The sequence below is a fragment of the Sporolactobacillus sp. STSJ-5 genome (assembly GCF_024385605.1).
Taxonomy (GTDB): Bacteria; Bacillota; Bacilli; order Bacillales; family Sporolactobacillaceae; genus Sporolactobacillus.
Window position 1 is genome coordinate 406220 of sequence record NZ_JANFOJ010000001.1, and the last position, 22106, is coordinate 428325.

Here is a 22106-nt window from a genome sequence, read left to right on the forward strand (position 1 = left end):
TTGTCATTCACATTAGGTCTACTTTAGTATAGAGCCCAAAAGTAGAAATGTCAACTAATGAAAAGCCGAAACCTTAATTAATGAATGACAAAGGTGTCAGCCAGTTTATTAATGAACAACAAAAACGTTTAGGATCTTTTCTAAGTCCTCAATCTTACGTGCGTAGAGCAGCATTCTGCGACGATTGGTATCGACGACCAGAACGCCGTCCTCGGACAAATTCATTTTTTTTACTTGATCATACTTTATAAATCCCAATCCATAAAAGAAACCATCTTTCTTAAATCGTGCCATTGGTGCTTTAACAAATGTATTGTAAAGCAGTGTCAGCACCAAGAGGATCAATGCAATATTGAGAAATATGCTGTTATCACCTCTGACCGTATTTGAAACGTAGATAATCACAAGCAATGCCGCTAAAATAAGCTGATCCAAATAGTTACGTTTTCTTAGGCGCACAGATAAAATTGTTTTTCCTTTCAGCAAGCGAACGAGCAGGTCATCATAAAGAATATAAGCCAACAGCCCAGCGAAAATAAGATACATAACAACAATGGTAAGTGTCATCTGCAGTCCCCTCTTTCAATCACGACCTATTAATAAGTACATTTTAAATCATTCAACTGGTTTATGAGACGCCTATGTGCTCTTTAATCATAATAAAACTGAAAAATAGCCGTGACAGCTTCCAACTTAGTTCGGTTGATCATAATAGAAAACAGTAAGTCGATCCTTTAAAATTTCTATATAACTCAATTTTCGCAGCTTGTTCGGCTTAGAAAATAGCCTTTCCTTTAACGAAAAGTAATTCCCATTGCGGCGAGGCCAGTACCTAGATTTTTTTTAAGCAATCCCGTGGCTGAAATTTCCATGTAAAATCCACCAACCTGAGGGCTTAGTTTCGATTGAACGGTTAATCGTTTAACTGCTATTTGCCGCAGTCCTTCAGCTAAATACATTACTCGCCTTTCAAAATCTTTGTCTTTTTCAACATTATTTTTAAAAGTGATGAACACGTTGCGTTCATCATCTTGTATTTGTTCATCAAGAATAAGATCGTAGACTTTTTCTAGAATTGCCTCTTCTTGTTCTTTCCGACTCAATTTCTTGTTTTTAGACATAAAACTTTATCCCTCTTTTTATGGAACGATATAGCTACCGGCAGCTGAACTCACCCAAACGGTGGCAATAACTTGAAGGTGTTTGAAAGCAAAGTAATTATATTTTTTCCCTTTTTCTAACTCACGAGCATAATCCACAATGATTTTTGATCATTAACTTTTACTTCTTCATCAGAGTATGCTTCATTAAGGACTATGTAAAGAAAAAAACAGCCGTTTGCAAAGCGGCTGTTGATTCAAGTGAGAAGCAAATAATTCAAAAATACAGGATATTAATTACTTCTTTTTCGACCAAACAAGGCTTTCAGACCACGTTTAACAACTTGAAAGAACGTCAGCGATCGAACCATTTGTTCCGGGTTAACGTATTTTCGTATCGCACGCAAAGCGTTCTTCGGATGCTTGGAAGAAAAAGTGTATGTTCCATTTTTCTTCGTTCGTATTGCATAGCGTGGAATCCACTTTCCCTTGAACATCACTGAGGCAACGACGTAATCAACGTCAGCCCAAGGAATTCGAATGTATTTTTGAGCATTTCGGTCGTTATAAAACTCAAACCCCTTGTCTCCAATCATAATTTTACCGTAATCAGTCAGCCCAATATAAGAAGTGGCATCGGTTACAAAATCGACTTTGGTGTTAATTGATTGAACCATTTTCTTGCTTCACTTCCTTTCGCTATACTCGTTTATTATACTTTTTCCCCAGTGATCAAACAATTTTGATCGGGTAGGTTTGGGCAGAATAAACACTTGTAAATAAAGCCTGACATCCTTGACTTAAGAGGAATCAGGCTCAATTTATTGGTATACAACTCCTGGAATGCAGGATTGATACTCAACTTAATAACTCAATGAATAAACAATAATTTAAATTTTCACTGTTACATCACGTTTAGTAAGTGCAAGACGATACCAACCACGAACAACCCAAGAATCATAACGATTGGTGAAACTTTCTTCTTAAGCAGCCACATGCAAAGAAGCGTTAATGCCAATCCGGCTAAACCAGGAATTAAGCTGTCCAAGTTGTTTTGTAACGTTGTTATTTTATGCGCGTCTAATGAAAGACCGGCTGCCTGCTGCTCCAACGCAGCTTTGATTCCTTGTGCTCCGGAAGGTAAGTGACTCCAATCAATGAATGCGCCTTTATCCAGTTTAACTGAAGATACAATAGGCGTGAACTTTACCGATACCCAACGGTTAACTAATGAACCCAGGATGAACATACCAAGAATGGATGCGCCTTTAGTAATGTCCTGAAGTAATCCGCCGGATAAGTCGTCTGTGATTTTAGAACCCGCTTTATAGCCGAATTCCTGCGTATACCACATGAACGCCATACGAATAATATTCCATCCAAAGAAATACAGAATAGGTCCCAAAATGTTACCGGTCATCGCAAGAGAAGCTGCTAACGCACCAAGGATTGGTTTTACCGTAAACCAGAAAGCCGGATCACCAATACCTGCCAGCGGCCCCATCATGCCTATTTTAACCCCTTGAATGGCGACGTCATCAACAGGTGCGCCATTCGCACGCTCCTCTTCCAGAGCAAGGGTCACACCGATAATTGGTGAAGCGACATAAGGGTGCGTATTAAAGAATTCCAAGTGACGTTTGAGTGCAGCCGCACGATCTTCCTTAGATTTGTATAATTTTTTGATTGCCGGAATCATTGTATACGCCCAACCGCCATTTTGCATCCGTTCATAGTTCCAAGAGCCTTGAAGGAACGTTGAGCGCCACCAAACAGAAATACGATCTTTTTTTGATAATCTCACTTCTTGTGCCATTTTTATTTCTCCCTCCTTTTTAGTAATTATCAATAATGTCGCCTAGTGGATCACCGGTGTTTGAGTTTCCGCCATTACCTGAGCCGCCTTGCTTGGAAAGCACTAAATAGATAAGGGCAAGAGATACACCGATCGCACCAAGACCGATAAGAGTGATCTGTGTCACCGTCGCGAGTACGAAACCGATCGCGAAGAATGGCCATACTTCTTTGGTAGCCATCATGTTGATAACCATGGCATAACCTACGGCAACGACCATGCCGCCACCGATGGCTAAACCAGCTGTCAGCCAAGTTGGCATGGATGCAAGCAAACCTCGCACCGGACCGGCACCAACAGCTAAAATTAATGCTGCCGGAATGGCGATACGTACGCCTTGCATACAGATCGCGCTGATGTGCCAGAGTTCAACTTTTTTGAAGTTTCCCTCATTAGCTGCAGCATCCATAAAGTGTACGAAAGCGGTTGCAATTGTACGGCAGATGATGGTTAATAATAAACCGGCAACGGCAAGCGGGATGGCAATCGCGATGGCTGACGATACACCGGCATTGCCTTGCCCACTGAGAACTAAAATAATGGCAGAGGCAACGGATGCCAGCGCTGCATCAGGCGCTACTGCGGCACCGATATTCGCCCAGCCTAGAGCAATCATTTGCAGCGTACCGCCAAGGATAAGACATGGGATTAAGTTTCCTGTCACAAGTCCGATTAACGTACAGGCGATGACTGGTTGGTGAAAATGAAATTCATCCAGGATTCCTTCCATACCCGCTAAAAATGCGACGATAACAACTAATATAATTTGAATAATGTTCAAATCCATAATGGTTAATCCTCCCTTTCTCCTGATCGTTTAGATTATCTTAATCTGTTTAATTCCTCTTGCGCTTTCCTGAGAATTTCGTTCATGTCACCTTTTGAATCGTTTGGCACTTTGCGCACATCGAATTTTAAACCGGCTTCTTTTAACTGAGCGAAAGCATCAATATCATCTTGGCTAAAGGCAAGCACCTTGTTCGGTTGAACTTTACCCGGTGAGTGGGCCATAGAACCCACATTGATGGTCGTCAATGAAACGCCGCCCTTAACCGCTCTGACTACGTCCTGCGGATTTTCGAAAAGAAGCAGCGCGCGTTCACCGCCGAAATGTTGATCATCTTTCGCAATTTTGATCATTTGGCTGACAGGAACGACGTGTGCTTTCACGCCTGGCGGAGCAGCTTGTTGGATCAATTTCTTTCGCAAATCATCCTGAGCTACCGCATCGGATACAACAATAATCCGTGTCGGTTGAGTCGTTTTAGCCCAAGCAGTTGCGACCTGACCGTGAAGTAAACGAGAGTCGACACGTGCCAGCACGTATTTAAATTTACCGGGAATGCCTTTCTTTGTCTGCTGTGCAGGAGCTGCACCAGTTGCCTTTGCCGGTTCTAATTCTTCAGGTCTGATTTTGACCCCTTCTTTAGCTGTACGTGAAATATGCGCAGCGACTTCACGCGCGGTGTTCATGGATAAGCGTGAAGCATAGGCCTCAATCAACATCGGCAAGTTCATACCCGCAACAATCGCCCATTTGTCTTTGTGTTCTTCAAACAAGCTGTTGACTTGATTAAAAGGTGTCCCGCCCCAAAGGTCGACTAAAAACAGTACTTCTTCTTGATCATTTAATGATGCAATTGCTTTTTTCATTTTTGCCTTAACGTCATTAGGGCCTTCGTTGGGCATTAAGGTAACCGTTTTGACATTCTCCTGCTCTCCAAAAATCATTGAGCCGGATTGGAAAATGCCTTCAGCAAAATTGCCGTGGCTTGCCAGAATAATACCTACCATTCTTTTATACCTCCTACTTTATAAATTTTGTTACTTTTGCACATTACTCACGCATCCAGCTCTGTTATCGCTTTCATTAATTTAAAACAATAAACTGATCGATTTGCAGTGCTGAGACGCATCTCACCCCCCTTCATGAATAGGGAAGGACACAATAAGGTAAATCAGAAAATGTAAAAATGATTTATTCTACACCAAACCTTTTTCGGAAAGCGACTTCCAAAGATTTTTCGAGCTATCATTGGAAACCTTGCGGACATCAAGCTTAATCCCATGATTGTGAAACCACTTGAAAGCCTCTACATCGGCTGCACTAACAGCAATCGCATCGGTAACCATGACGCGCGTGCTGTCAAAACTAATTGCACCAATATTGATAGAATCAACCTTTATGCCGCCTTCGACAATATATCTTGCGTCAACTGCGTTTTCAACCAGAATCATAGGCTTTAAAACGCCAAAACGCGGATCATGATACAGTCTTACCATCTTCTCCAATGTGAGGACATGCGTCCTGATCCCAGGAGGTGCAGCGTGTACAATCAATGTCTTGCGTGTCCGATCGCGTGCCACACGATCCGACACTACTAAGATGCGATTAACGTTGATGGCTTTTGCCCAATTCGTAGTCACTTGCCCATGTAACAAACGACTATCAATACGTAATAAACGAACATCCATCGTCATGACAATCCACCATCATTTCTCGTGTGACTAAAATACCTACGATCACTCCCCCACCTCTGCCGAGTATACAATCCACATTCATGACCACGAATGCATACACAACAGTATAAGCAATTTACATGCCACTTTTTGTGTATCACATAAAGGGGTTGCTATCATAGGCTTTTTTCCAAAGCAAAAAAATAATTGACACATTTAAATTGTGTATCAATTATTTTGTGTATCATTTTTTTCTTTTTCTGTATTAAATAATTCGACGATATAAAACACTTCTGCATCTGAAAGATTAATATTAAGTGTTTCACGCAGAACCTCATTCGCTTGTTTAACGATCGGATACATTTTTTCCATTTTGATGCTCGATAGTCTTTGCTCATCAACACTCATTTCTGAGCGTATTAAATAACGTTCAATCGCTCCTGCCATATGCATGATCAAACTAATTTTGAACGCATTGGACATTTTAAACTCACTTCTCAATTGAATAAAATTGCAATAGTCCCACAATATTTTCACAATTTTCGCAGGATTAATGAATGTAAAGTACTGTTCCAAATAGTTCTGACTCATTTCTTCCGTTAATAATTCCGAATCATCCAGAGCCTCTGCTTCATCTGCTGCATGATTGTTTATTTCTTCAACCAGGCTGACAAAACTCTCTCCGCCACCCTGCAATAAATTCTCTAATGATACAAATGGAGCAGCAACTTGGGGTTTCACAACGCCAGTCGTGGCTACGATTAGATAGTTTTGCTGGATCTTTGCAATTTGTTCTTTCATAGTCACAACTGAAACTGTGATCACTGTGATATCGTCAATCAAGTTGTCAACTAATATTTTATCCAACAGGTCCTTAATTTTGCTGGCTGTCCCTTCACCAGTCGAACAAATCGCAATAATAGCCTTCTCTCTTCGATCTGATCTTTTCTGAACATTATTTTTCTTTTGATGGCCCTTTTCGATCGTTCGTGAATAGCCGTCAAATTCACGTAATTCTCGATATACCGTTTCAAGGTCACTATCGATCAGTGCTGTTTTACGAGCTGCTTCAAGCACCATCGCTGTAGTGACCATATCGATCGTTTTGACATGAACATCTGTTTTCTCTGTCAGTTTGCTGCTAAATGTACTAAGAGACCCCATATCGACCAAGAGTAAAACACCGTTGCCCTGATCGATCGTTTTAACTTGCGCGGCAATGCCATCCAATGCGATTTTAGGACTCATTTCCAGCGGCATATCATATGCGGCGATGTTGTCGACAGACAGCAGTTGTGAAACAACTTGCACCATTGAGGATGCAGTACTGTTACCATGTGCTGCCACAACAATGCCAACTTTTCCGGTTTTAGGTTCTGATTTTAAAGATACCAAAAGAATGGCCATGTAATAAACTTCAGATTCAGGTATAGGAAAATGATAATGATCCTCAATCAACTCTTTAACGCGTTCAGCGAGTTTGAGCTCATCTGGATAGTCATGGACCATTGAAATCAAATCTGCTGAAATAGTTCGCAACGGTTTCCCTGACTGAACCCGTTTAATAAAAGAACTGATGTGTAAACTCATCGCATAAATGAAATTATCCCTGGCTGGATAATTCTCTCTTTCCTGAAGCATCTGCTGGATCTGCATGGTTAAATCAATAATTTCTTGATCAACGATCTCATTCAGACTACTGACTGTTTTATCCAACTTTCCCTGACGATAAAAAGATTTCAAATGCAAATTGATATCGGTCATAATGAAGTTATTGATCGCCGCTTGATCCAATCCTTCGTCTTTTAACAGCGCAGCTTTATCGCCTATGATTTCATACAAATTATACGGCAATTCGTAACTGTCACTATCCGGAAGACCGCGCTTTGCATCGGGCTTGATCACCATCGTCGGTTCGAGCAATCGACTCAGATTCCCCAATTCTTGCCGATTGTTAGCCAAGTTGGAAAGTCCGTCTTTGATATTAGGCGGCAAGCGGCTAAAAAGCAGGGTTATTTCATTTTTATTTTGCATGCTGTTCAGAAAGCCTTGGGCACACACTAATTGAATATTAGATTTCAACTGCCCAACATTACCGTAGGTTACACTTCCCAGCAAAGCTTGAACAACATCTTCGCTTAAACGAATATTTTTATGAATCCGATTCGCTTCAAGCGTTAATAATTGCTCTAATAGTTGCAATCGTTCACGAGCGCTTCTTTGGTTGAAATCCGGCAGCTGAATGATGATAGGGATTCGACGCACAAAAGTCTGCAATAATGAGCTTTTCGGGTCTTCAGTTGTTGCATAAACAAGCCGGACGTCCGCATGATGAATTTTGGCAGTTTCACCTAAACGGCTGTATGTCCCATGATCCATAAAATAAAAAATCATTTCTTGCCCTTCAGGCGGCAGACGATGTACTTCATCAAGAAAAAGCATTCCGCCGTCTGCTTCCTGAATCAGACCATCCTTATCAGCGTTAGCGCCGGTAAAAGCTCCCTTGACGTAGCCAAACAGATGCGACATCAACAACTGCGGATTGTGTGCATAATCCGCACAATTAAATGTGGTAAATCCCTTTTGGGAAATGATCTCTTTATCCAAAGCAAAACGGTACATTTTATGAGCAAAATACGTCTTACCGGATCCCGTTGGTCCAATGATCAGTGTATTCAGTCCGTGCGGCGGATAAAGCAATGCTGCCTTGGCCTGTTCGACTTGATTCTTCAGGCTGTCGCGGCTGCCGATCATGTGCTCAAAAACATCCGTTTCGTTCTTATTCGCAGTATCTTCCTTTTCAAGGTTATGATCAATGATACGAGCATTCCCAGCAAACCCAATGTTGGGTTTCTGCTGCATCTTTATTTTGTGTTTACCGACTGCATGATCCACGAAATAGTGAACGGGTCGACCATTTGTCTTCTTCACCCTTCCCTCTCTGACAAGCAGATTTAACTCCTTGCTGACATTCGGGCGAAGCACACCAATCGCTTCGGATATTTCGCTGGTTGTCACACCGTGAGCCATACCAAGTGCAAACTTTTCTAAATAAGTTAAGACTTTTTCACGCCGAGTCATTATTGCCCTCCTTTTTATTAAATTGTGTATCGCTAGTGTATCACAAGTCACAAATGTAAGCGAGTTCATTGTCTAAACTACAGGATTTTTTATATGATCAGCTATCCTGTATGTATCCTTTTATTAACCTTTGCATAGCACATTCATTTACTTGTAACTACTTGTAATTTTATTATTTTTACTTATAATTACTTATAAAAGGATACCATTTAACTATAATCCTGTATTTTCGATCACGGGCACATCTCTCTTAACTTTTATACGTAAAAACATGGATAATGCACAAATGTATTGATTACCGGAACAAGAAGACAAACGAATGCTAAAAAAAGAAAGGAGATGAGTATCATTTATCAAGAAGAACGACTGTCAGCAATCCTCGATAATCTGCAAGAAGCACGCAGCCTATCTGTGGCAGATATCTGCCGGCTTTACAATGTCTCACGTGACACGGCTCGTCGTGATATTGTCAAGCTCACAGAGCAAGGCGCCGCAATCCGAACGCATGGGGGCATCGCTCTACAGGATTTTCAAAACAAAATATTAGCGTACCGCGATCGTTTGCAGGCCTATTCCGACATCAAAATGCGCATAGGGAAAAAAGCGCTCACCTTTCTGAAGCCTAATGGCTATTATTTTTTCAATGCTTCAACAACCATTTCCTGTATGGTGCGTCAGATTGATATGCCCATTCACGTCTTTACACAATCGCTGGATGTTGCTGAATTGTCATCTCAGAAAGAAGGCGCAGCAGTTCATGTGTTTGGCGGGAAGCTAAATCTCGAAAATCGATTCTTCTTTTCTGCGGAAAGTATGAAGCAAATGGAGAGTATCCACTTTGATGCAGCATTTCTCGGGGCGGCGGCGGTCGCCGATGACGGGGTCTATTATGAGGATGAAGAAGATGCCTGGATCAGCAGGATCATATCAGAGCATTCCAATCAGATGGTTATCCTTACAGATCATAAAAAATTCAATCAGAAAAGCAGATTTAAAGCATTCGATTGGAGTCATGCAGATGTTCTGATTACCGATCGTGCACTTACCGAACGATTTCAAACTTCACTAGAAGCGCAAGGCGTTCATCTCATTCTCACCGATGAAACAAAATGAAAGGCGTTTATTTATTTTCAAAGGGAGTGGATTTATATGCCGATTCAGTTGATTTTCAGTGATATCGATGGTACGTTGATCAATTCAGAGCATGTCATTACGAAGAAAACCGTCCAGGCAATTAAACAATGTGCAAGCCAAGACATTCCCTTTATTCTCATTTCAGCGCGAATGCCGAGCGGAATTATTCCCTTACAACGACAGCTCGGCTCGCTTGACCCAATTATTTGTTACAGCGGGGCGCTTATCGTCGATCAGAATGATACTTCAAGTGAGCCTTTGCTCTCTGTCACAATGAATCCGCAAAGTGTACAGTTTGTCTATCAGCAGATTTGTAACCGTTTCCCTAAAATTAGCTTTTCTGCATACAGTTTCAATCGATGGCTTGTCCCAGAGAAAACGGATGCTTGGATCGCTCAAGAAGAGGCCATTGCACGCACCCCTTCATCTACTTATGCATTCCAAGATCAGGTACCGGAAAGTCTGCCGCCGATTCATAAACTATTGTGTATGGGTGATCCGGAAGATATTGACCAATTACAGACTGTTCTTTCTGAAGCAACTATTGATGCCGTATTTTATAAATCAAAACCGACCTATCTGGAAATCATGGCAAAAGATGTCAGTAAGGCAAACGCGATGCGCGAAATAATGATTCGTTATCATATAGCTCAAGAACATACACTCGCCTTTGGCGATAACTTTAATGATGTACCCATGCTTCGATTCGCTGGGATCGGTGTAGCGATGGGTAATGCCCCGGAACAGGTAAAAGGATCGGCTGATTTTGTGACGCTCTCTAATGATCAAGACGGTATTAAAGCTGCCCTTGAGCGATTAGGCGTGCTTACATTGAATTATTGAATCGATTCGTTTGCAAGCTGATTCATCCAGCGATCCAAGAAGTCAAACAAGATCGATTTATTCTGCTGAATCAATCCGAATCGGCCGCATAAGTCTGGAATCCCCTGGATATACTTTCCGGCAACCAGTTCATTGCGCGAATGTTCAATAATTTCACGAATGTTTTCCTCGCCAACTTCCAAATGAAATTGCAGACCCACCACCCGTTTGCCGTATAGAAACGCCTGATTTCGGCAGCCTTTGCTGAAGGCCGCATGCGACGCTCCTTGCGGAAGATCGAAGGTATCTCCGTGCCAATGAAAGACTATTATCTGCTTGGGCATGCCTAAAAATGGCAGCTCCGGCTTATTCACAAGCGAGATCGGAAACCAGCCGATCTCTTTTTCTTTTCCAGGATAAACATTCGCCCCGAGACATTCGGCCAGAAGTTGCGCGCCAAGACAAATGCCCAAAACAGGAATATTCTTCTGAATCGCTGTTTTGGTCCATTCCTTTTCTCGCTTAAGCCACGGATAGACCTGTTCGTCGTCACAATTCATGGGTCCCCCCATAACAATCAGCAAGTCGATTTTTTCAAAATCAGGCTCGACAAAGTTATTTTCATAAAAACAGGTTCCTGTCAATTCATAGTGGCGCTGCCTGCACCATTCAGAAATAAATCCCGGTTTCTCAAACGAAACATGCTGAAAAAAATGTACACGCATCTTGCCCATCCTCTCATTACAATACGATTTGTGCACGCGATTGCGTGTTGAAAATACGACAAAGTCCGAAAAGGAGTTCGTTCTCCCCTTTCCGGACTTAAATAATCTTACGTCAATCGAAAAGATCCCCGAGCATATCCATCACTGATTTCTTTTTCTTTCTGCGCGGCTCATAATCTCTGCCTTTTCTCTTATCATAATATGAATCTTCCTTATAGTCACGGTCTCTGTAGCTTTTCTGTTTCTTTTCGTCATCATCTTGTTCGTACCAGTCATTGAATGGACGACGTACTTCCTTCACTCGAGTGGATAATTTATCTAACTCTCCTCGATCCAGCCAAACACCTTTGCAATTTGGGCAAGTGTCTATCAGCACACCGTCTTTTTCAACTTCTTTCATGCGGACATCATCGCATACCGGACAAAACATGGCTTCACTCCTCTTTTAGGCTTCATCATTATTTTATCAAAAATCTGATTAAAACGCGCTTACTAAACTTCTTCTTTGCGTGCCCTCATTTAAGTCACCGAATCGACACGATCTTTTGAATAAATGTTAACAAAAAAGTCACAACTAATGTGTAAGCGTTTACATCTGTTATTATATAATTAACATGTGCTCAAGGATAATATGTTCAATTAGTCGACCATTTAAATGAGGAGATGAACGGCATGGAAGCAGTAGTAGAAGAAAGCAAGTACGGATCTGCGTGGGACGGATTTGTTGAAGGTATTTGGAAAAATGAGATTGATGTACGCGATTTCATCATGAAAAATATACATGCATATAAAAATGATGAATCTTTTCTGGCAGGACCAACAAAGAATACAGAACTTCTATGGAAACAGGTAATGGAGCTTTCCGAACAGGAACGGAAAAATGGTGGTGTTCTGGACATGGACACCGAAATTGTTTCAACGATCACCTCTCATCAACCAGGATACTTAAACAAACAGTTGGAGAAAATCGTTGGCGTGCAGACCGACGCACCGTTCAAACGTGCGCTGATGCCTTTCGGCGGCATTCGTATGGCGAAGCAAGCCTGTGAATCCTATGGATATAAGTTAAATGATGAAGTAAATCATGTCTTTACCGAATACAGAAAAACGCATAATCAAGGTGTTTTCGACGCATACACGGACGAAATGAAGTTGGCTCGCCATGTCGGTATTATCACCGGACTTCCGGATGCCTATGGCCGTGGGCGTATTATCGGTGATTATCGCCGCATCGCTCTGTACGGCATTGATTTTCTGATTGAACAAAAGAAAATTGATAAACAAAGCACTGGCGGTAAAATGAGCGAAGAAGTCATTCGTCTGCGTGAAGAACTGACGGAACAAATTCGTGCGTTGCAGGATATTAAGAAAATGGCTGCAAGCTACGGGTTTGATATTTCTAAACCTGCAGCAAATGCACGTGAAGCATTCCAGTGGCTGTATTTCGGCTATCTGGCTGCTGTTAAAGAACAAAATGGCGCAGCAATGAGCCTAGGCAGAACGTCATCATTTCTTGACATTTACATTGAACGTGATCTTGCAAATGATGTGCTTACTGAAGAAGAGGCACAAGAACTGGTTGACCACTTTGTCATGAAGCTGCGTCTCGTTAAGTTCGCCCGTACGCCTGAGTATAACGAACTGTTCAGTGGCGACCCGACCTGGGTTACCGAATCAATTGGCGGCATGTCGGTTGACGGGCGTACGCTCGTGACGAAAAATTCATTCCGATTCCTTCATACACTGGAGAATCTCGGACCTGCTCCGGAACCAAACCTGACTGTACTTTGGTCAAAGCAGCTGCCTAAGCAATTCAAAGAATATTGTGCGAAAATATCAATCAAGACAAGTGCCATTCAGTATGAAAATGATGATTTGATGCGCGTACAATACGGCGATGATTATGGCATTGCCTGCTGCGTATCGGCAATGCGTATCGGGAAACAAATGCAATTCTTCGGTGCTCGTGCCAATTTGGCAAAAACACTGCTCTATTCGATTAACGGCGGCGTTGATGAAATCAAAAAAGTGCAGGTAGCGCCTGCTCTCGCACCGATTACAAGTGATGTATTGGATTACGATGAAGTGATGCAAAAATTTGATCGTATGATGGATTGGCTTTCGGAACTTTATATCAATACACTGAACGTTATTCACTTCATGCATGACAAGTATTCCTATGAACGAAGCGAAATGGCCCTGCACGATACCCATATTCTGCGCACGATGGCGACAGGTATCGCCGGTCTCAGTGTTGCGGCAGATTCACTTAGTGCGATCAAATATGCAAAAGTTCACGTACAGCGCGATGAAGACGGCTTGGCAGTCGGCTTTAACATTGAAGGAGATTTCCCTAAATACGGCAACAACGATGATCGTGTTGATACAATTGCTGTGGATCTCGTTGAACGCTTCATGAATAAATTAAGAAAAGTCGGCACATACCGTGATTCTGTTCCAACCTTATCAATTCTTACGATCACATCAAATGTCGTTTACGGCAAGAAAACCGGCAGCACTCCGGATGGACGCTTACGCGGCGAAGCATTTGCTCCAGGAGCGAACCCGATGCACGGACGTGACAGCAAAGGCGCCCTTGCCTCCCTGTCATCCGTTGCAAAACTGCCTTACCGCTACTCACTTGACGGCATTTCAAACACATTCTCCATTGTGCCGCAAGCACTTGGAAAAGATGATGTCGCTCGTGAAGCAAACCTTGACGCTATGCTAGACGGATATGCAGTCAAAGGGGGTCATCACATTAATATCAATGTGTTTAACCGCGAAACACTGATTGATGCCATGGATCATCCTGAAAAATATCCTCAGCTGACGATCCGCGTTTCAGGATATGCGGTCAACTTTATTAAACTGACTCGTGAACAACAATTGGAAGTCCTTCACCGGACCTTCCACAAGTCGATCTAAAAGAGAACGGATCGGTTTCTGTTTGAGAAAGGAGGTGCCGTACATGGTTCTTGGCTCTATTCACTCCATTGAATCGTTCGGTACGGTTGACGGACCCGGCATTCGGTTTGTCGTTTTTACCCAAGGATGTCCGCTCCGATGCAAATATTGCCATAATGTCGACACACGAGCGATCGGCACCGGCAAACAAATAAGCGTTGATGAGATCATTAATGAGCTGAAGGATTACCTGCCGTTTATTCAATCATCGGGTGGGGGAATTACCGTCAGCGGAGGCGAAGCCATGCTTCAAATTCCGTTCCTCACTGAATTGTTTAAGGCGTGCCAAGCAATCGGTGTGCACACGGCACTCGATACATCCGGATGCTGTTATGTCGATGCTCCGTTCTTTCATAAAAAGTTCGATGAGCTGGCTAAATACACTGATCTCGTGCTGCTCGATATCAAAGAGATAAACTCCGAACGTCATAAGTGGCTGACCGGACAGCCGAACGAACATATTTTGGCATTCGCCCGGTTGTTATCTGAAAAGCGGATTCCGGTATGGATTCGGCATGTGCTCGTACCAACGATTACCGACTCCGAAGAGGATCTGACAGAGCTCGGAACGTTTATCAACACACTGCAGAATGTGGAGCGCGTGGAAATTCTGCCCTACCATCAATTAGGAGTCTATAAATGGGAAGCAATGGGAATTGACTATCCGCTCAAAGGCATTGAATCGCCAACAGATGCAGAAGTGACACGTGCCGCGCAATTAATTCAAAAGAACATGACAAAACAGCTCGTTGCCATGCCTCAGTGATCAATAAAATAATAATGACCTTGCAGAATTTACCGCAAGGTCATTTTTTATTGCATACATTTTCACTGTTTCGTGTACTGCCTAATTTTCGGCGGAACGTAATCAGCTATAAATGCATGAATCTTCTCAATTGAATCCGTTATGAGTACTTTTGAACGATCCGCTTGTGACAGAAAACCTTCTTCGACCATCTGATCAAAAAAGCGCTGCATCAGATCGTAATAACCATTCACATTGAAAAAGATGCACGGAGAATCATTCTCCCCTACCCTTGCCCAAGAAACTGCCTCGGAAATCTCCTCAAGTGTTCCAGGTCCGCCGGGAAGCGCGATACAACAATCAGCCAGATCCATCATTTTTTTCTTTCGTTCATCCATGTCATGAGTCACAATAAGCTGATTCAGACGATCATGAGCAATTTCCCGATCCACAAGAAATTGCGGAATTACACCGATCACGTTGCCACCGTTTTCCAGCACCGTATCGGCCACAATGCCCATCAGTCCAACTTTTCCACCGCCGTACACAAGTTCATAACCATTATCGGCAATCCACTTTGCCAGTTTCACCGCATTTTTTTCATAAACAGGATTTGTCCCCTTGCTTGCCCCGCAGTAGATTGCTATTTTTTTCATTTGGGTTCACCTTCTACTATAAAAATGATATACGTTCACTATATCATAATGAAAGATGGGCTTATGCACAATTAAGAATCAATACTCATTCACTCTAAGTTTCTTGCAACACGTCTAAATCAATAATATGATTAAGAAAATATGATGAATAGACAAATGCAAATCCGTTGGAGGACGATTGTTTGAGCACATTATTACAACAAATAAAAAACAGATTAGATCATTTATCAGAAGCCGAAAAAAGCGTTGGCCGCTACATCGCACAATATCCTGAACTAGTACCAAGTATGACTTCAAAGGACCTTTCCATCAAAGCGAATGTTAGTGAGGCAAGCGTCGTTCGCTTTTGCAAATCAATTGGTGCTGCAAACTTCAAGACTTTTAAATTAGAGCTTGCCAAGGAGCTTACTGTCTCAAGGGAAGATCTCACAGATTTCTCAAGCCTTCAAAAAGCGGATGCTCCATACGATCTTTTTTGCAAGGTTACACAATTGAACAAGCAAGCCATTGAATCCATTTTACTGTCACTTGACCGTAAGAATTTTGAAAAAGCAGTCACTCGTCTGAAAACGGCTGATCGAATTATTTTTTATGGTGTTGGAGGTTCGTCAATTGCAGCAATGGATGGAAGTTACAAATTTTCTCGTCTTGGATATCAGTCAACGATGATTTCAGATTTCCATCAAGTCGCAGCAACAACCCCATTTCTTACCTCTTCTTCCGTTTTTGTAGCTGTCAGCATGTCTGGAAAAACGAAGGATGTGCTTCAGCTTGCACAACTCACAAAAAATAAAGGTGCAAGTGTTATAGCTATTACTAACGCCGACCATTCTCCCTTATTTAAAGTTTCAGATATTCAATTGTGCACACCGCCTGTCGAGCAGGATTTCCGTATTGGGAGCATTGCTTCCACGATGACCCAACTGAATATAATCGGAGCACTCTATCTGAGTGTTTTTCACTTATCAAGCGAACGGCTTGTGAATCAATATAAGGAGGCCCGTGAAGCCATTATCAGATTTCGCAGGTGACCTCAATGTTATATTTTTTTACATTGTTTGAAAGTTTATTTCACTTTTTTTCTAATTTATATTGACTTTTTGTTTCAATTTAATAGAATATTATTAATAAACATAATAAAGAGAACAGAAAAGGTGTGTATACAGTGACTGAAAAACTCACGACTGAACGCCGCAATCAGAACACGATGAACCTGGATACCATGTCACTTCATGAACTCTTAGCATTAATGAATCATGAAGATCAAACAGTTCCTCTCGCGATAAAGAATGCACTGACGCCGATTGAAGAAGCCGTTGGTCTTGTCGTTGCTTCTTTTGAGTCTGGAGGGCGGTTAATTTACATGGGTGCAGGAACCAGCGGAAGACTGGGAGTCCTCGATGCTTCGGAATGCCTGCCAACATTCAGTGTCTCCCCAAGCATGGTGAAAGGCCTCATTGCCGGGGGAGAAAGAGCACTGACAAGAGCTGTTGAGGGTGCGGAAGATAGTGAACAACTTGGAGGTGAAGATCTTAAGAATCAATCGGTTGGACCGGCGGACACGATCATCGGTATTGCAGCGAGTGGAAGGACCCCTTATGTAATCGGAGGACTTAAGTATGCACGAAGCAAAGGGGCGAAAACGGTTAGTCTCTCATGCAATACAAACGCGGCAATCAGTCGTTACGCCGATATTGCTATTGAAATTGCAACCGGGCCAGAGGTTCTGACCGGATCAACCCGTCTGAAAGCGGGAACTGCACAGAAACTGGTCCTCAATATGATTTCGACAGCTTCTATGGTCCGGATCGGGAAAGTGTATGGGAATTTAATGGTGGATGTCCAACCATCGAATCAAAAGCTGATTGCACGTGCCAAACGGATCATCATGGAAGCAACAGGTGCTGATCTTGAAACAGCTGAAAAACAATTTGAAAAAGCAAAGCACAATGTTAAAACAGCGATCGTCATGACTTTACTTCAGTGTTCATATGATGAAGCCATAGATCGACTGAATCGTGCAAAGGGATTTGTTCGCACAACTTTGAAGGAGGAATGAACGGTATGAAAAAGGAACAGCAGATGGCCACTTCTATTTTGGAAAACATTGGAGGAAAAGATAATCTTCAGAAAATCATGTTTTGCCAAACACGTTTACGCCTCTCAATAAACAAGAAAGACAATGCGGACTTAGCAGAGTTAAAAAAAATTAATGGTGTCATGGGTGTCGTTGATGATGATACGTTGCAAATCGTTGTCGGACCGGGAACGGTTAACAAAGTAGCGGATGAACTCAGTGCATTGACAGGACTTGCTATCGGCGAAGAAAAGAATCCAGATGATCTTACACTTGAAGAGCAGGCTGCAATTAATAAGCAAAAGATTAAAAGCAAAACTAAAAAGACACCAATTAAGCAATTACTAAGAAAGATCGGCAATATTTTTATTCCGCTCATTCCCGGACTCGTTGCTTCCGGATTAATTAATGGAATTGCAAACTTTGCAATTAATGCAGGGGCTGACCCTAAATCAACATTGTTGTCTATTCTTGTTTTAATAGGAAGCAGCCTCTTTACCTTTCTCGCCATTCTCGTTGGCTGGAATACTGCAAAAGAATTTAACGGAACACCTGTACTCGGTGCAATAATGGGCATGATTCTCTTCAATCCTGCACTCGCGAACATTACTATTTATGGAGAAGCACTGACACCTGGGCGCGGAGGATTATTCGGAGTCATCTTTGCTGCATGGCTAATCACTGTAGTTGAAAAGCAGGTACGTAAAGGTGTGCCAAACAGTGTTGATATCATTATTACTCCTTTGATTTCATTGCTTGTTGTCGGACTTCTTTCTCTATACGCCATTCAGCCATTATTCGGAGTCTTTACAGACGGCATTACAAATGGTATTCAGGCAATACTGAATGTTGGCGGTGTTGTTGCAGGTGCCGTTCTCGCCGGTTTCTTCCTGCCTCTCGTTATGGTTGGACTGCACCAAGGGCTGACACCAATCCATCTCGATTTGATTCACCAGTTTGGATATACTAGCCTTCTTCCAGTGCTTGCAATGGCCGGAGCTGGTCAGGTTGGTGCAGCGATTGCCATTTATGTGAAAACGAAAAATCAAAAGCTTCGCAACAACATCAAAGGCGGTTTACCAGTTGGATTTCTGGGAATCGGCGAACCACTCTTATACGGGGTCACGTTGCCTCTTGGCCGTCCGTTTGTAACAGCATGTATCGGTGCTGCATTTGGCGGAGCATTCCAGGCAGTCATGCATACAGGAGCAGTCGGCATCGGTGTATCAGGGCTGTCACTCATTCCACTGATTGCTCAAAATAAATACGTTTACTATTTTATCGGCCTTGTGATTGCTTATGCCGCAGGTTTTATCTTCACCTACTTGTTCGGATACAACGAAAAAATGGCGGAAAACATTAAATAATTCCAACGGTACAATAATATGAGAAATGGAGCGGCTAACCTGCACGCTTCATTTTTTATTTAGATTATAATTGAAGGATCGGGCAAATTATCATCTTAACAGATAAGTTAGCACAATGACTGAACAACAATTTCTCTAATTAAATCAACGATGGGAAGTGAACAGAATGCTCGGTTTTTCCGTTTATTTAAGCAAGTCAATTAAAGAGCAGGAAGAAAAAATCACACGGTACAACACGTATGGCTTTGAAATGATCTTTTCATCACTGCACATACCCGAAGAAAACGCGAACGTATATCGGGAGAGACTCTATAAACTAGGTGCGCTCGCAAAAAAATTGAAGATGAATTTAACGATTGACGTCGCCGCAGATTCTTTAAACGTTCTTCAGCTGAGTCTCCATGAAGTTTATCGATTAAAAGAACTGGGCATAAGCGCGCTTCGTTTAGATGACGGATTTAGTGAACAAACGACCGCTCAACTGTCCAAGCAAATTCCAATCGTATTGAATGCAAGTACCCTAACTTCTTCCATGCTGCAAACCATGAAAGATAAAGGTATGAATGTGGAACAAGTAACAGCTTGTCATAATTTTTACCCGCGTCCGGAGACGGGACTTTCGCGTCGTGCTTTTCGAGAATGTAATCATGTGCTGCGGAGTGCCGGGCTGTCTATTGCCGCTTTTTTCCCCGGTGATAAAGAAAAACGCGGTCCGATTTATCAAGGATTGCCGACACTTGAAGATCATCGTACACTGACTCCATTTGCTTCTCTATTAGATTTAGATCACGAATCAGTGGATGATCTTATTCTTGGTGATCCTGACATGAGCAATTGCAGCCTTAAGCAAATCGCAGCATGGAAGAACGGTATTTTTCTGTTGCATGCCCGTCGTCAAGTGGACGATCTTCCTTTACTTCGGGCTATTGCTGCACCTCAATCCAACCGTCCTGATGAAGCACGAGACTGTATTCGATCGCAGGAATCCAGAACATTGCACCTTGTAGAGACACCTGTTCTTCCAAATCATCATTTCACGCCAAGAGCCCTCGGTTCGATTACGATCGATAACAAGCTTTACGGAAGATATCAAGGCGAGATTCAGATCACAAGACGCGACCTCCCTGCGGATCCAAAAGTAAATGTCGTTGGCAAGATCATTGACGAGGACCTGCCAGTGCTTCCATTTATCCGTGGAGGTGCAAAATTCCAAATTGAATGGCTTGCATAGATCGATGTCTCGATAGAGACTCCTATCAAATTATTTAACAAGCAGATTAAGACAATAAATCATTTTGTACGCTTATATTCTCTGCATCTATTTAATAATCGGAGCATAGACAAAGTTTTTTCGTTCGCTTTGAATGATTACGTTGCTGTCATTGAAGTCTGAGTCCTGATCCAGTTTTTCACTAGCAATCAATGGCTTTTCATTCTTCGTTATTTGAGGTGTTACCGGAGGATGGATCATCATTGGGATATAAAGCATGGATACAATAAAAAGAAGACTGACTAATCTAATGCTGTGTTTTCGGACGAAACTCAATTCGCTCAGCTCCTTAGCATGATTGGCTTCCTATAATCAAGTTTAGGAGAGAAATGTGAAGAGGGTTTTAAGCGGTAATAAAGATTGAGTCATCAAAAAACAGTTTCCTCTTTATGGGGAAACTGTTTTTAACTGTGCAATCAAATTGTATTTAAGAATCTAATCTTTTTCGTCTCATTTCACCATTTTCAAAGCTGAACAGGACGGGATGATCTTCAATATAGGTTTCCAGATGAACGGTACGCCCCCACAGCTGCACAAGATACTTGAGAACGCCTTCAAGATCTCGAACATCGAGCTCCGTTCCCTCATAGCGATGTTTTAGAAGTAATTCACCGTTGTTTCTGTAATCGCCGTTCTCAACAACGATATAAGGAAATCCGCCGTTAATACGCATGGATACAAGCTGATCACGAACGTTTTTCCAATCTTTGTCTGTTATGGCGTATTTGTCGCCTTTCTTCTCAAATAAAAACAAGTCTTCTCGTTGTACGAGCCCTTTAGTTAAATAATTTCGGATGAATGACTGGTCAGATTCAAGTTCCCTTACTTCAAAAATTTTCTCCCGACCGGAGCCTTCCTGCACGCCGAATGAAGCCATCTCCTCATTCGGATGATTATAACGTTCTTCAATATCCTCAAAAATTTTCAATCCGAGATAATAAGGATTCAGACTTTGCTGTGAAGGCTGAACGACCTGCGCGTTCAACTTGGCAAACTCAACGGCCTCGTCGGATGTCAGATCAAGTTCTCGCATGATACGCGCGTGCCAATAGGAGGCCCAGCCTTCGTTCATGATTTTTGTCTCCAGCTGTGGCCAGAAATACAGCATCTCTTCTCGAAGCATCGTCAAAATGTCCCGCTGCCAGTCCTCCAGCACCTTGCTGTATTCTTCAATAAAAAACAACAGATCCTTTTCCGGACGATTTGGAAATTTGGTGTCTTCCGTTTCTTCTTCAACACGATTATCCGTGTCATCCAAATTGAGCAGATCCTGATACTGTGACAATGGTTTTTTCCTCTTCTTCACAGGCTTACCCGGTTTGCTGTCCAGCCAGTCGCCTTTACGTATAATACGCGGGTCCACATGCTCCTGAATTGCCAGTACTGCATCAATAAATTTCTCTACGTTCTTGCTTCCGTATTGCTCTTCATAGTTATGAATTCGTTCCGCAGTTGCACTCATACTTTCAACCATATCGCGTCTCGTGTTGATGAATCGGACATTATTTTTAAAGAAATCACAATGTGCCAGCACATGGGCAACAATCATTTTGTTTTGAACCAGGCTGTTGGTATTGAGCAGGAAAGCGTAGCATGGATCGGAATTGATGACTAATTCATAGATCTTGCTCAATCCCAAGTCATATTGCAGCTTCATTTTGTAAAACTGTTTACCGAAACTCCAGTGAGAAAATCGAGTCGGCATGCCATAGGCACCAAATGTATAAATAATTTCCGCGGGGCAAATTTCATACCGCATTGGATAAAAGTCAAGTCCGAATCCTTCTGCAATCTCCGTAATCTCATCAATCGATCGCTCAAGCTCTTTATGATCATCTTTTTTCATC

General features: G+C 42.3%; 21 protein-coding genes. 8 read left to right on the forward strand and 13 right to left on the reverse strand.

The genetic code is table 11. The annotated features are described in order from the left end of the window. Window positions 1–108 precede the first annotated feature (108 nt). The 8 genes from NOM01_RS02010 to NOM01_RS02045 form a co-directional block, all read right to left on the reverse strand. Complete coding sequence (locus NOM01_RS02010) at window positions 109–567, reverse strand: DUF986 family protein (RefSeq protein WP_255745944.1); 459 nt, start codon at window positions 565–567, stop codon at window positions 109–111. Window positions 568–794: 227 nt separating this feature from the next. Beyond that, on the reverse strand, window positions 795–1121 hold the full coding sequence (locus NOM01_RS02015) for a bacteriocin immunity family protein (RefSeq protein ID WP_255745946.1): 327 nt from the start codon (window positions 1119–1121) through the stop codon (window positions 795–797). Between the two features lie 272 nt (window positions 1122–1393). Next, complete coding sequence (locus tag NOM01_RS02020; RefSeq protein WP_255745948.1) at window positions 1394–1777, reverse strand: DUF956 family protein; 384 nt, start codon at window positions 1775–1777, stop codon at window positions 1394–1396. A 227-nt stretch (window positions 1778–2004) separates the two neighbouring features. Further along, a complete protein-coding gene (locus NOM01_RS02025) occupies window positions 2005–2916 on the reverse strand; it encodes a PTS system mannose/fructose/sorbose family transporter subunit IID (RefSeq protein ID WP_255745950.1) in 912 nt (303 codons plus the stop codon). A gap of 19 nt (window positions 2917–2935) precedes the next feature. After that, on the reverse strand, window positions 2936–3742 hold the full coding sequence (locus tag NOM01_RS02030) for a PTS mannose/fructose/sorbose transporter subunit IIC (RefSeq protein WP_255745952.1): 807 nt from the start codon (window positions 3740–3742) through the stop codon (window positions 2936–2938). Window positions 3743–3777: 35 nt separating this feature from the next. Then, window positions 3778–4749, reverse strand: coding sequence for a mannose/fructose/sorbose PTS transporter subunit IIA (locus tag NOM01_RS02035; RefSeq protein WP_255745953.1), 972 nt, complete (start codon window positions 4747–4749; stop codon window positions 3778–3780). 189 nt (window positions 4750–4938) lie between these two features. Then, window positions 4939–5436, reverse strand: a complete 498-nt coding sequence (locus tag NOM01_RS02040) for a PTS sugar transporter subunit IIB (protein WP_255745955.1) — start codon at window positions 5434–5436, stop codon at window positions 4939–4941. Window positions 5437–5643: 207 nt separating this feature from the next. Next, window positions 5644–8496 carry a sigma 54-interacting transcriptional regulator gene (locus tag NOM01_RS02045; protein WP_255745956.1) on the reverse strand — a complete coding sequence of 951 codons (2853 nt, stop codon included), beginning with the start codon at window positions 8494–8496 and terminating at the stop codon, window positions 5644–5646. 339 nt (window positions 8497–8835) lie between these two features. On the opposite strand from NOM01_RS02045, the gene NOM01_RS02050 reads away from it, so the two are divergent. Both NOM01_RS02050 and NOM01_RS02055 read left to right on the forward strand, forming a co-directional pair. Then, window positions 8836–9609: a DeoR/GlpR family DNA-binding transcription regulator gene (locus NOM01_RS02050; protein ID WP_255745958.1), complete on the forward strand. Its 774-nt coding sequence runs from the start codon at window positions 8836–8838 to the stop codon at window positions 9607–9609. Between the two features lie 36 nt (window positions 9610–9645). After that, entirely contained in the window at window positions 9646–10473 is an 828-nt protein-coding gene (locus NOM01_RS02055; RefSeq protein ID WP_255745960.1) for a Cof-type HAD-IIB family hydrolase, read from the forward strand. Here NOM01_RS02055 and NOM01_RS02060 read toward each other — a convergent pair. Both NOM01_RS02060 and NOM01_RS02065 read right to left on the reverse strand, forming a co-directional pair. Further along, window positions 10467–11177 (reverse strand): type 1 glutamine amidotransferase, encoded by a 711-nt coding sequence (locus NOM01_RS02060; RefSeq protein ID WP_255745961.1) that lies wholly within the window; start codon window positions 11175–11177, stop codon window positions 10467–10469. The genes NOM01_RS02055 and NOM01_RS02060 overlap by 7 nt on opposite strands. A 112-nt stretch (window positions 11178–11289) precedes the next feature. Then, window positions 11290–11607, reverse strand: a complete 318-nt coding sequence (locus tag NOM01_RS02065; RefSeq protein ID WP_255745962.1) for a TFIIB-type zinc ribbon-containing protein — start codon at window positions 11605–11607, stop codon at window positions 11290–11292. Window positions 11608–11849: 242 nt separating this feature from the next. On the opposite strand from NOM01_RS02065, the gene pflB reads away from it, so the two are divergent. Next, a complete protein-coding gene (pflB, locus tag NOM01_RS02070; RefSeq protein WP_255745963.1) occupies window positions 11850–14105 on the forward strand; it encodes a formate C-acetyltransferase in 2256 nt (751 codons plus the stop codon). Window positions 14106–14148: 43 nt separating this feature from the next. Further along, window positions 14149–14910: a pyruvate formate-lyase-activating protein gene (pflA, locus tag NOM01_RS02075; RefSeq protein ID WP_255745964.1), complete on the forward strand. Its 762-nt coding sequence runs from the start codon at window positions 14149–14151 to the stop codon at window positions 14908–14910. Between the two features lie 62 nt (window positions 14911–14972). Here the strand turns inward: pflA and NOM01_RS02080 are convergent, their stop codons facing one another. Further along, complete coding sequence (locus NOM01_RS02080) at window positions 14973–15545, reverse strand: LOG family protein (RefSeq protein WP_255745966.1); 573 nt, start codon at window positions 15543–15545, stop codon at window positions 14973–14975. A 182-nt stretch (window positions 15546–15727) separates the two neighbouring features. Here NOM01_RS02080 and NOM01_RS02085 point away from each other — a divergent pair, with 182 nt between their 5' ends. From NOM01_RS02085 to NOM01_RS02100, 4 genes are all read left to right on the forward strand, one after another. Next, window positions 15728–16576, forward strand: a complete 849-nt coding sequence (locus NOM01_RS02085; protein WP_255745967.1) for a MurR/RpiR family transcriptional regulator — start codon at window positions 15728–15730, stop codon at window positions 16574–16576. Between the two features lie 134 nt (window positions 16577–16710). Further along, entirely contained in the window at window positions 16711–17604 is an 894-nt protein-coding gene (gene murQ, locus NOM01_RS02090; RefSeq protein ID WP_255745968.1) for an N-acetylmuramic acid 6-phosphate etherase, read from the forward strand. Window positions 17605–17609: 5 nt separating this feature from the next. Beyond that, window positions 17610–18989 carry a PTS transporter subunit EIIC gene (locus tag NOM01_RS02095; RefSeq protein WP_255745970.1) on the forward strand — a complete coding sequence of 460 codons (1380 nt, stop codon included), beginning with the start codon at window positions 17610–17612 and terminating at the stop codon, window positions 18987–18989. Window positions 18990–19155: 166 nt separating this feature from the next. Further along, window positions 19156–20220 (forward strand): DUF871 domain-containing protein, encoded by a 1065-nt coding sequence (locus NOM01_RS02100; RefSeq protein WP_255745972.1) that lies wholly within the window; start codon window positions 19156–19158, stop codon window positions 20218–20220. An 87-nt stretch (window positions 20221–20307) separates the two neighbouring features. Here the strand turns inward: NOM01_RS02100 and NOM01_RS02105 are convergent, their stop codons facing one another. Both NOM01_RS02105 and NOM01_RS02110 read right to left on the reverse strand, forming a co-directional pair. Then, window positions 20308–20535: a hypothetical protein gene (locus tag NOM01_RS02105; RefSeq protein ID WP_255745974.1), complete on the reverse strand. Its 228-nt coding sequence runs from the start codon at window positions 20533–20535 to the stop codon at window positions 20308–20310. Window positions 20536–20686: 151 nt separating this feature from the next. Beyond that, window positions 20687–22105 (reverse strand): SpoVR family protein, encoded by a 1419-nt coding sequence (locus NOM01_RS02110; RefSeq protein ID WP_255745976.1) that lies wholly within the window; start codon window positions 22103–22105, stop codon window positions 20687–20689. Window position 22106: the final 1 nt, after the last annotated feature.

Coding starts and splice junctions, on each gene's coding strand:
- NOM01_RS02010 (WP_255745944.1), bottom strand. CDS start 567: ATGACACTTACCATTGTTGTTATGTATCTTATTTTCGCTGGGCTGTTG.
- NOM01_RS02015 (WP_255745946.1), bottom strand. CDS start 1,121: ATGTCTAAAAACAAGAAATTGAGTCGGAAAGAACAAGAAGAGGCAATT.
- NOM01_RS02020 (WP_255745948.1), bottom strand. CDS start 1,777: ATGGTTCAATCAATTAACACCAAAGTCGATTTTGTAACCGATGCCACT.
- NOM01_RS02025 (WP_255745950.1), bottom strand. CDS start 2,916: ATGGCACAAGAAGTGAGATTATCAAAAAAAGATCGTATTTCTGTTTGG.
- NOM01_RS02030 (WP_255745952.1), bottom strand. CDS start 3,742: ATGGATTTGAACATTATTCAAATTATATTAGTTGTTATCGTCGCATTT.
- NOM01_RS02035 (WP_255745953.1), bottom strand. CDS start 4,749: ATGGTAGGTATTATTCTGGCAAGCCACGGCAATTTTGCTGAAGGCATT.
- NOM01_RS02040 (WP_255745955.1), bottom strand. CDS start 5,436: ATGACGATGGATGTTCGTTTATTACGTATTGATAGTCGTTTGTTACAT.
- NOM01_RS02045 (WP_255745956.1), bottom strand. CDS start 8,496: ATGACTCGGCGTGAAAAAGTCTTAACTTATTTAGAAAAGTTTGCACTT.
- NOM01_RS02050 (WP_255745958.1), top strand. CDS start 8,836: ATGAGTATCATTTATCAAGAAGAACGACTGTCAGCAATCCTCGATAAT.
- NOM01_RS02055 (WP_255745960.1), top strand. CDS start 9,646: ATGCCGATTCAGTTGATTTTCAGTGATATCGATGGTACGTTGATCAAT.
- NOM01_RS02060 (WP_255745961.1), bottom strand. CDS start 11,177: ATGCGTGTACATTTTTTTCAGCATGTTTCGTTTGAGAAACCGGGATTT.
- NOM01_RS02065 (WP_255745962.1), bottom strand. CDS start 11,607: ATGTTTTGTCCGGTATGCGATGATGTCCGCATGAAAGAAGTTGAAAAA.
- pflB (WP_255745963.1), top strand. CDS start 11,850: ATGGAAGCAGTAGTAGAAGAAAGCAAGTACGGATCTGCGTGGGACGGA.
- pflA (WP_255745964.1), top strand. CDS start 14,149: ATGGTTCTTGGCTCTATTCACTCCATTGAATCGTTCGGTACGGTTGAC.
- NOM01_RS02080 (WP_255745966.1), bottom strand. CDS start 15,545: ATGAAAAAAATAGCAATCTACTGCGGGGCAAGCAAGGGGACAAATCCT.
- NOM01_RS02095 (WP_255745970.1), top strand. CDS start 17,610: ATGAAAAAGGAACAGCAGATGGCCACTTCTATTTTGGAAAACATTGGA.
- NOM01_RS02100 (WP_255745972.1), top strand. CDS start 19,156: ATGCTCGGTTTTTCCGTTTATTTAAGCAAGTCAATTAAAGAGCAGGAA.
- NOM01_RS02110 (WP_255745976.1), bottom strand. CDS start 22,105: ATGAAAAAAGATGATCATAAAGAGCTTGAGCGATCGATTGATGAGATT.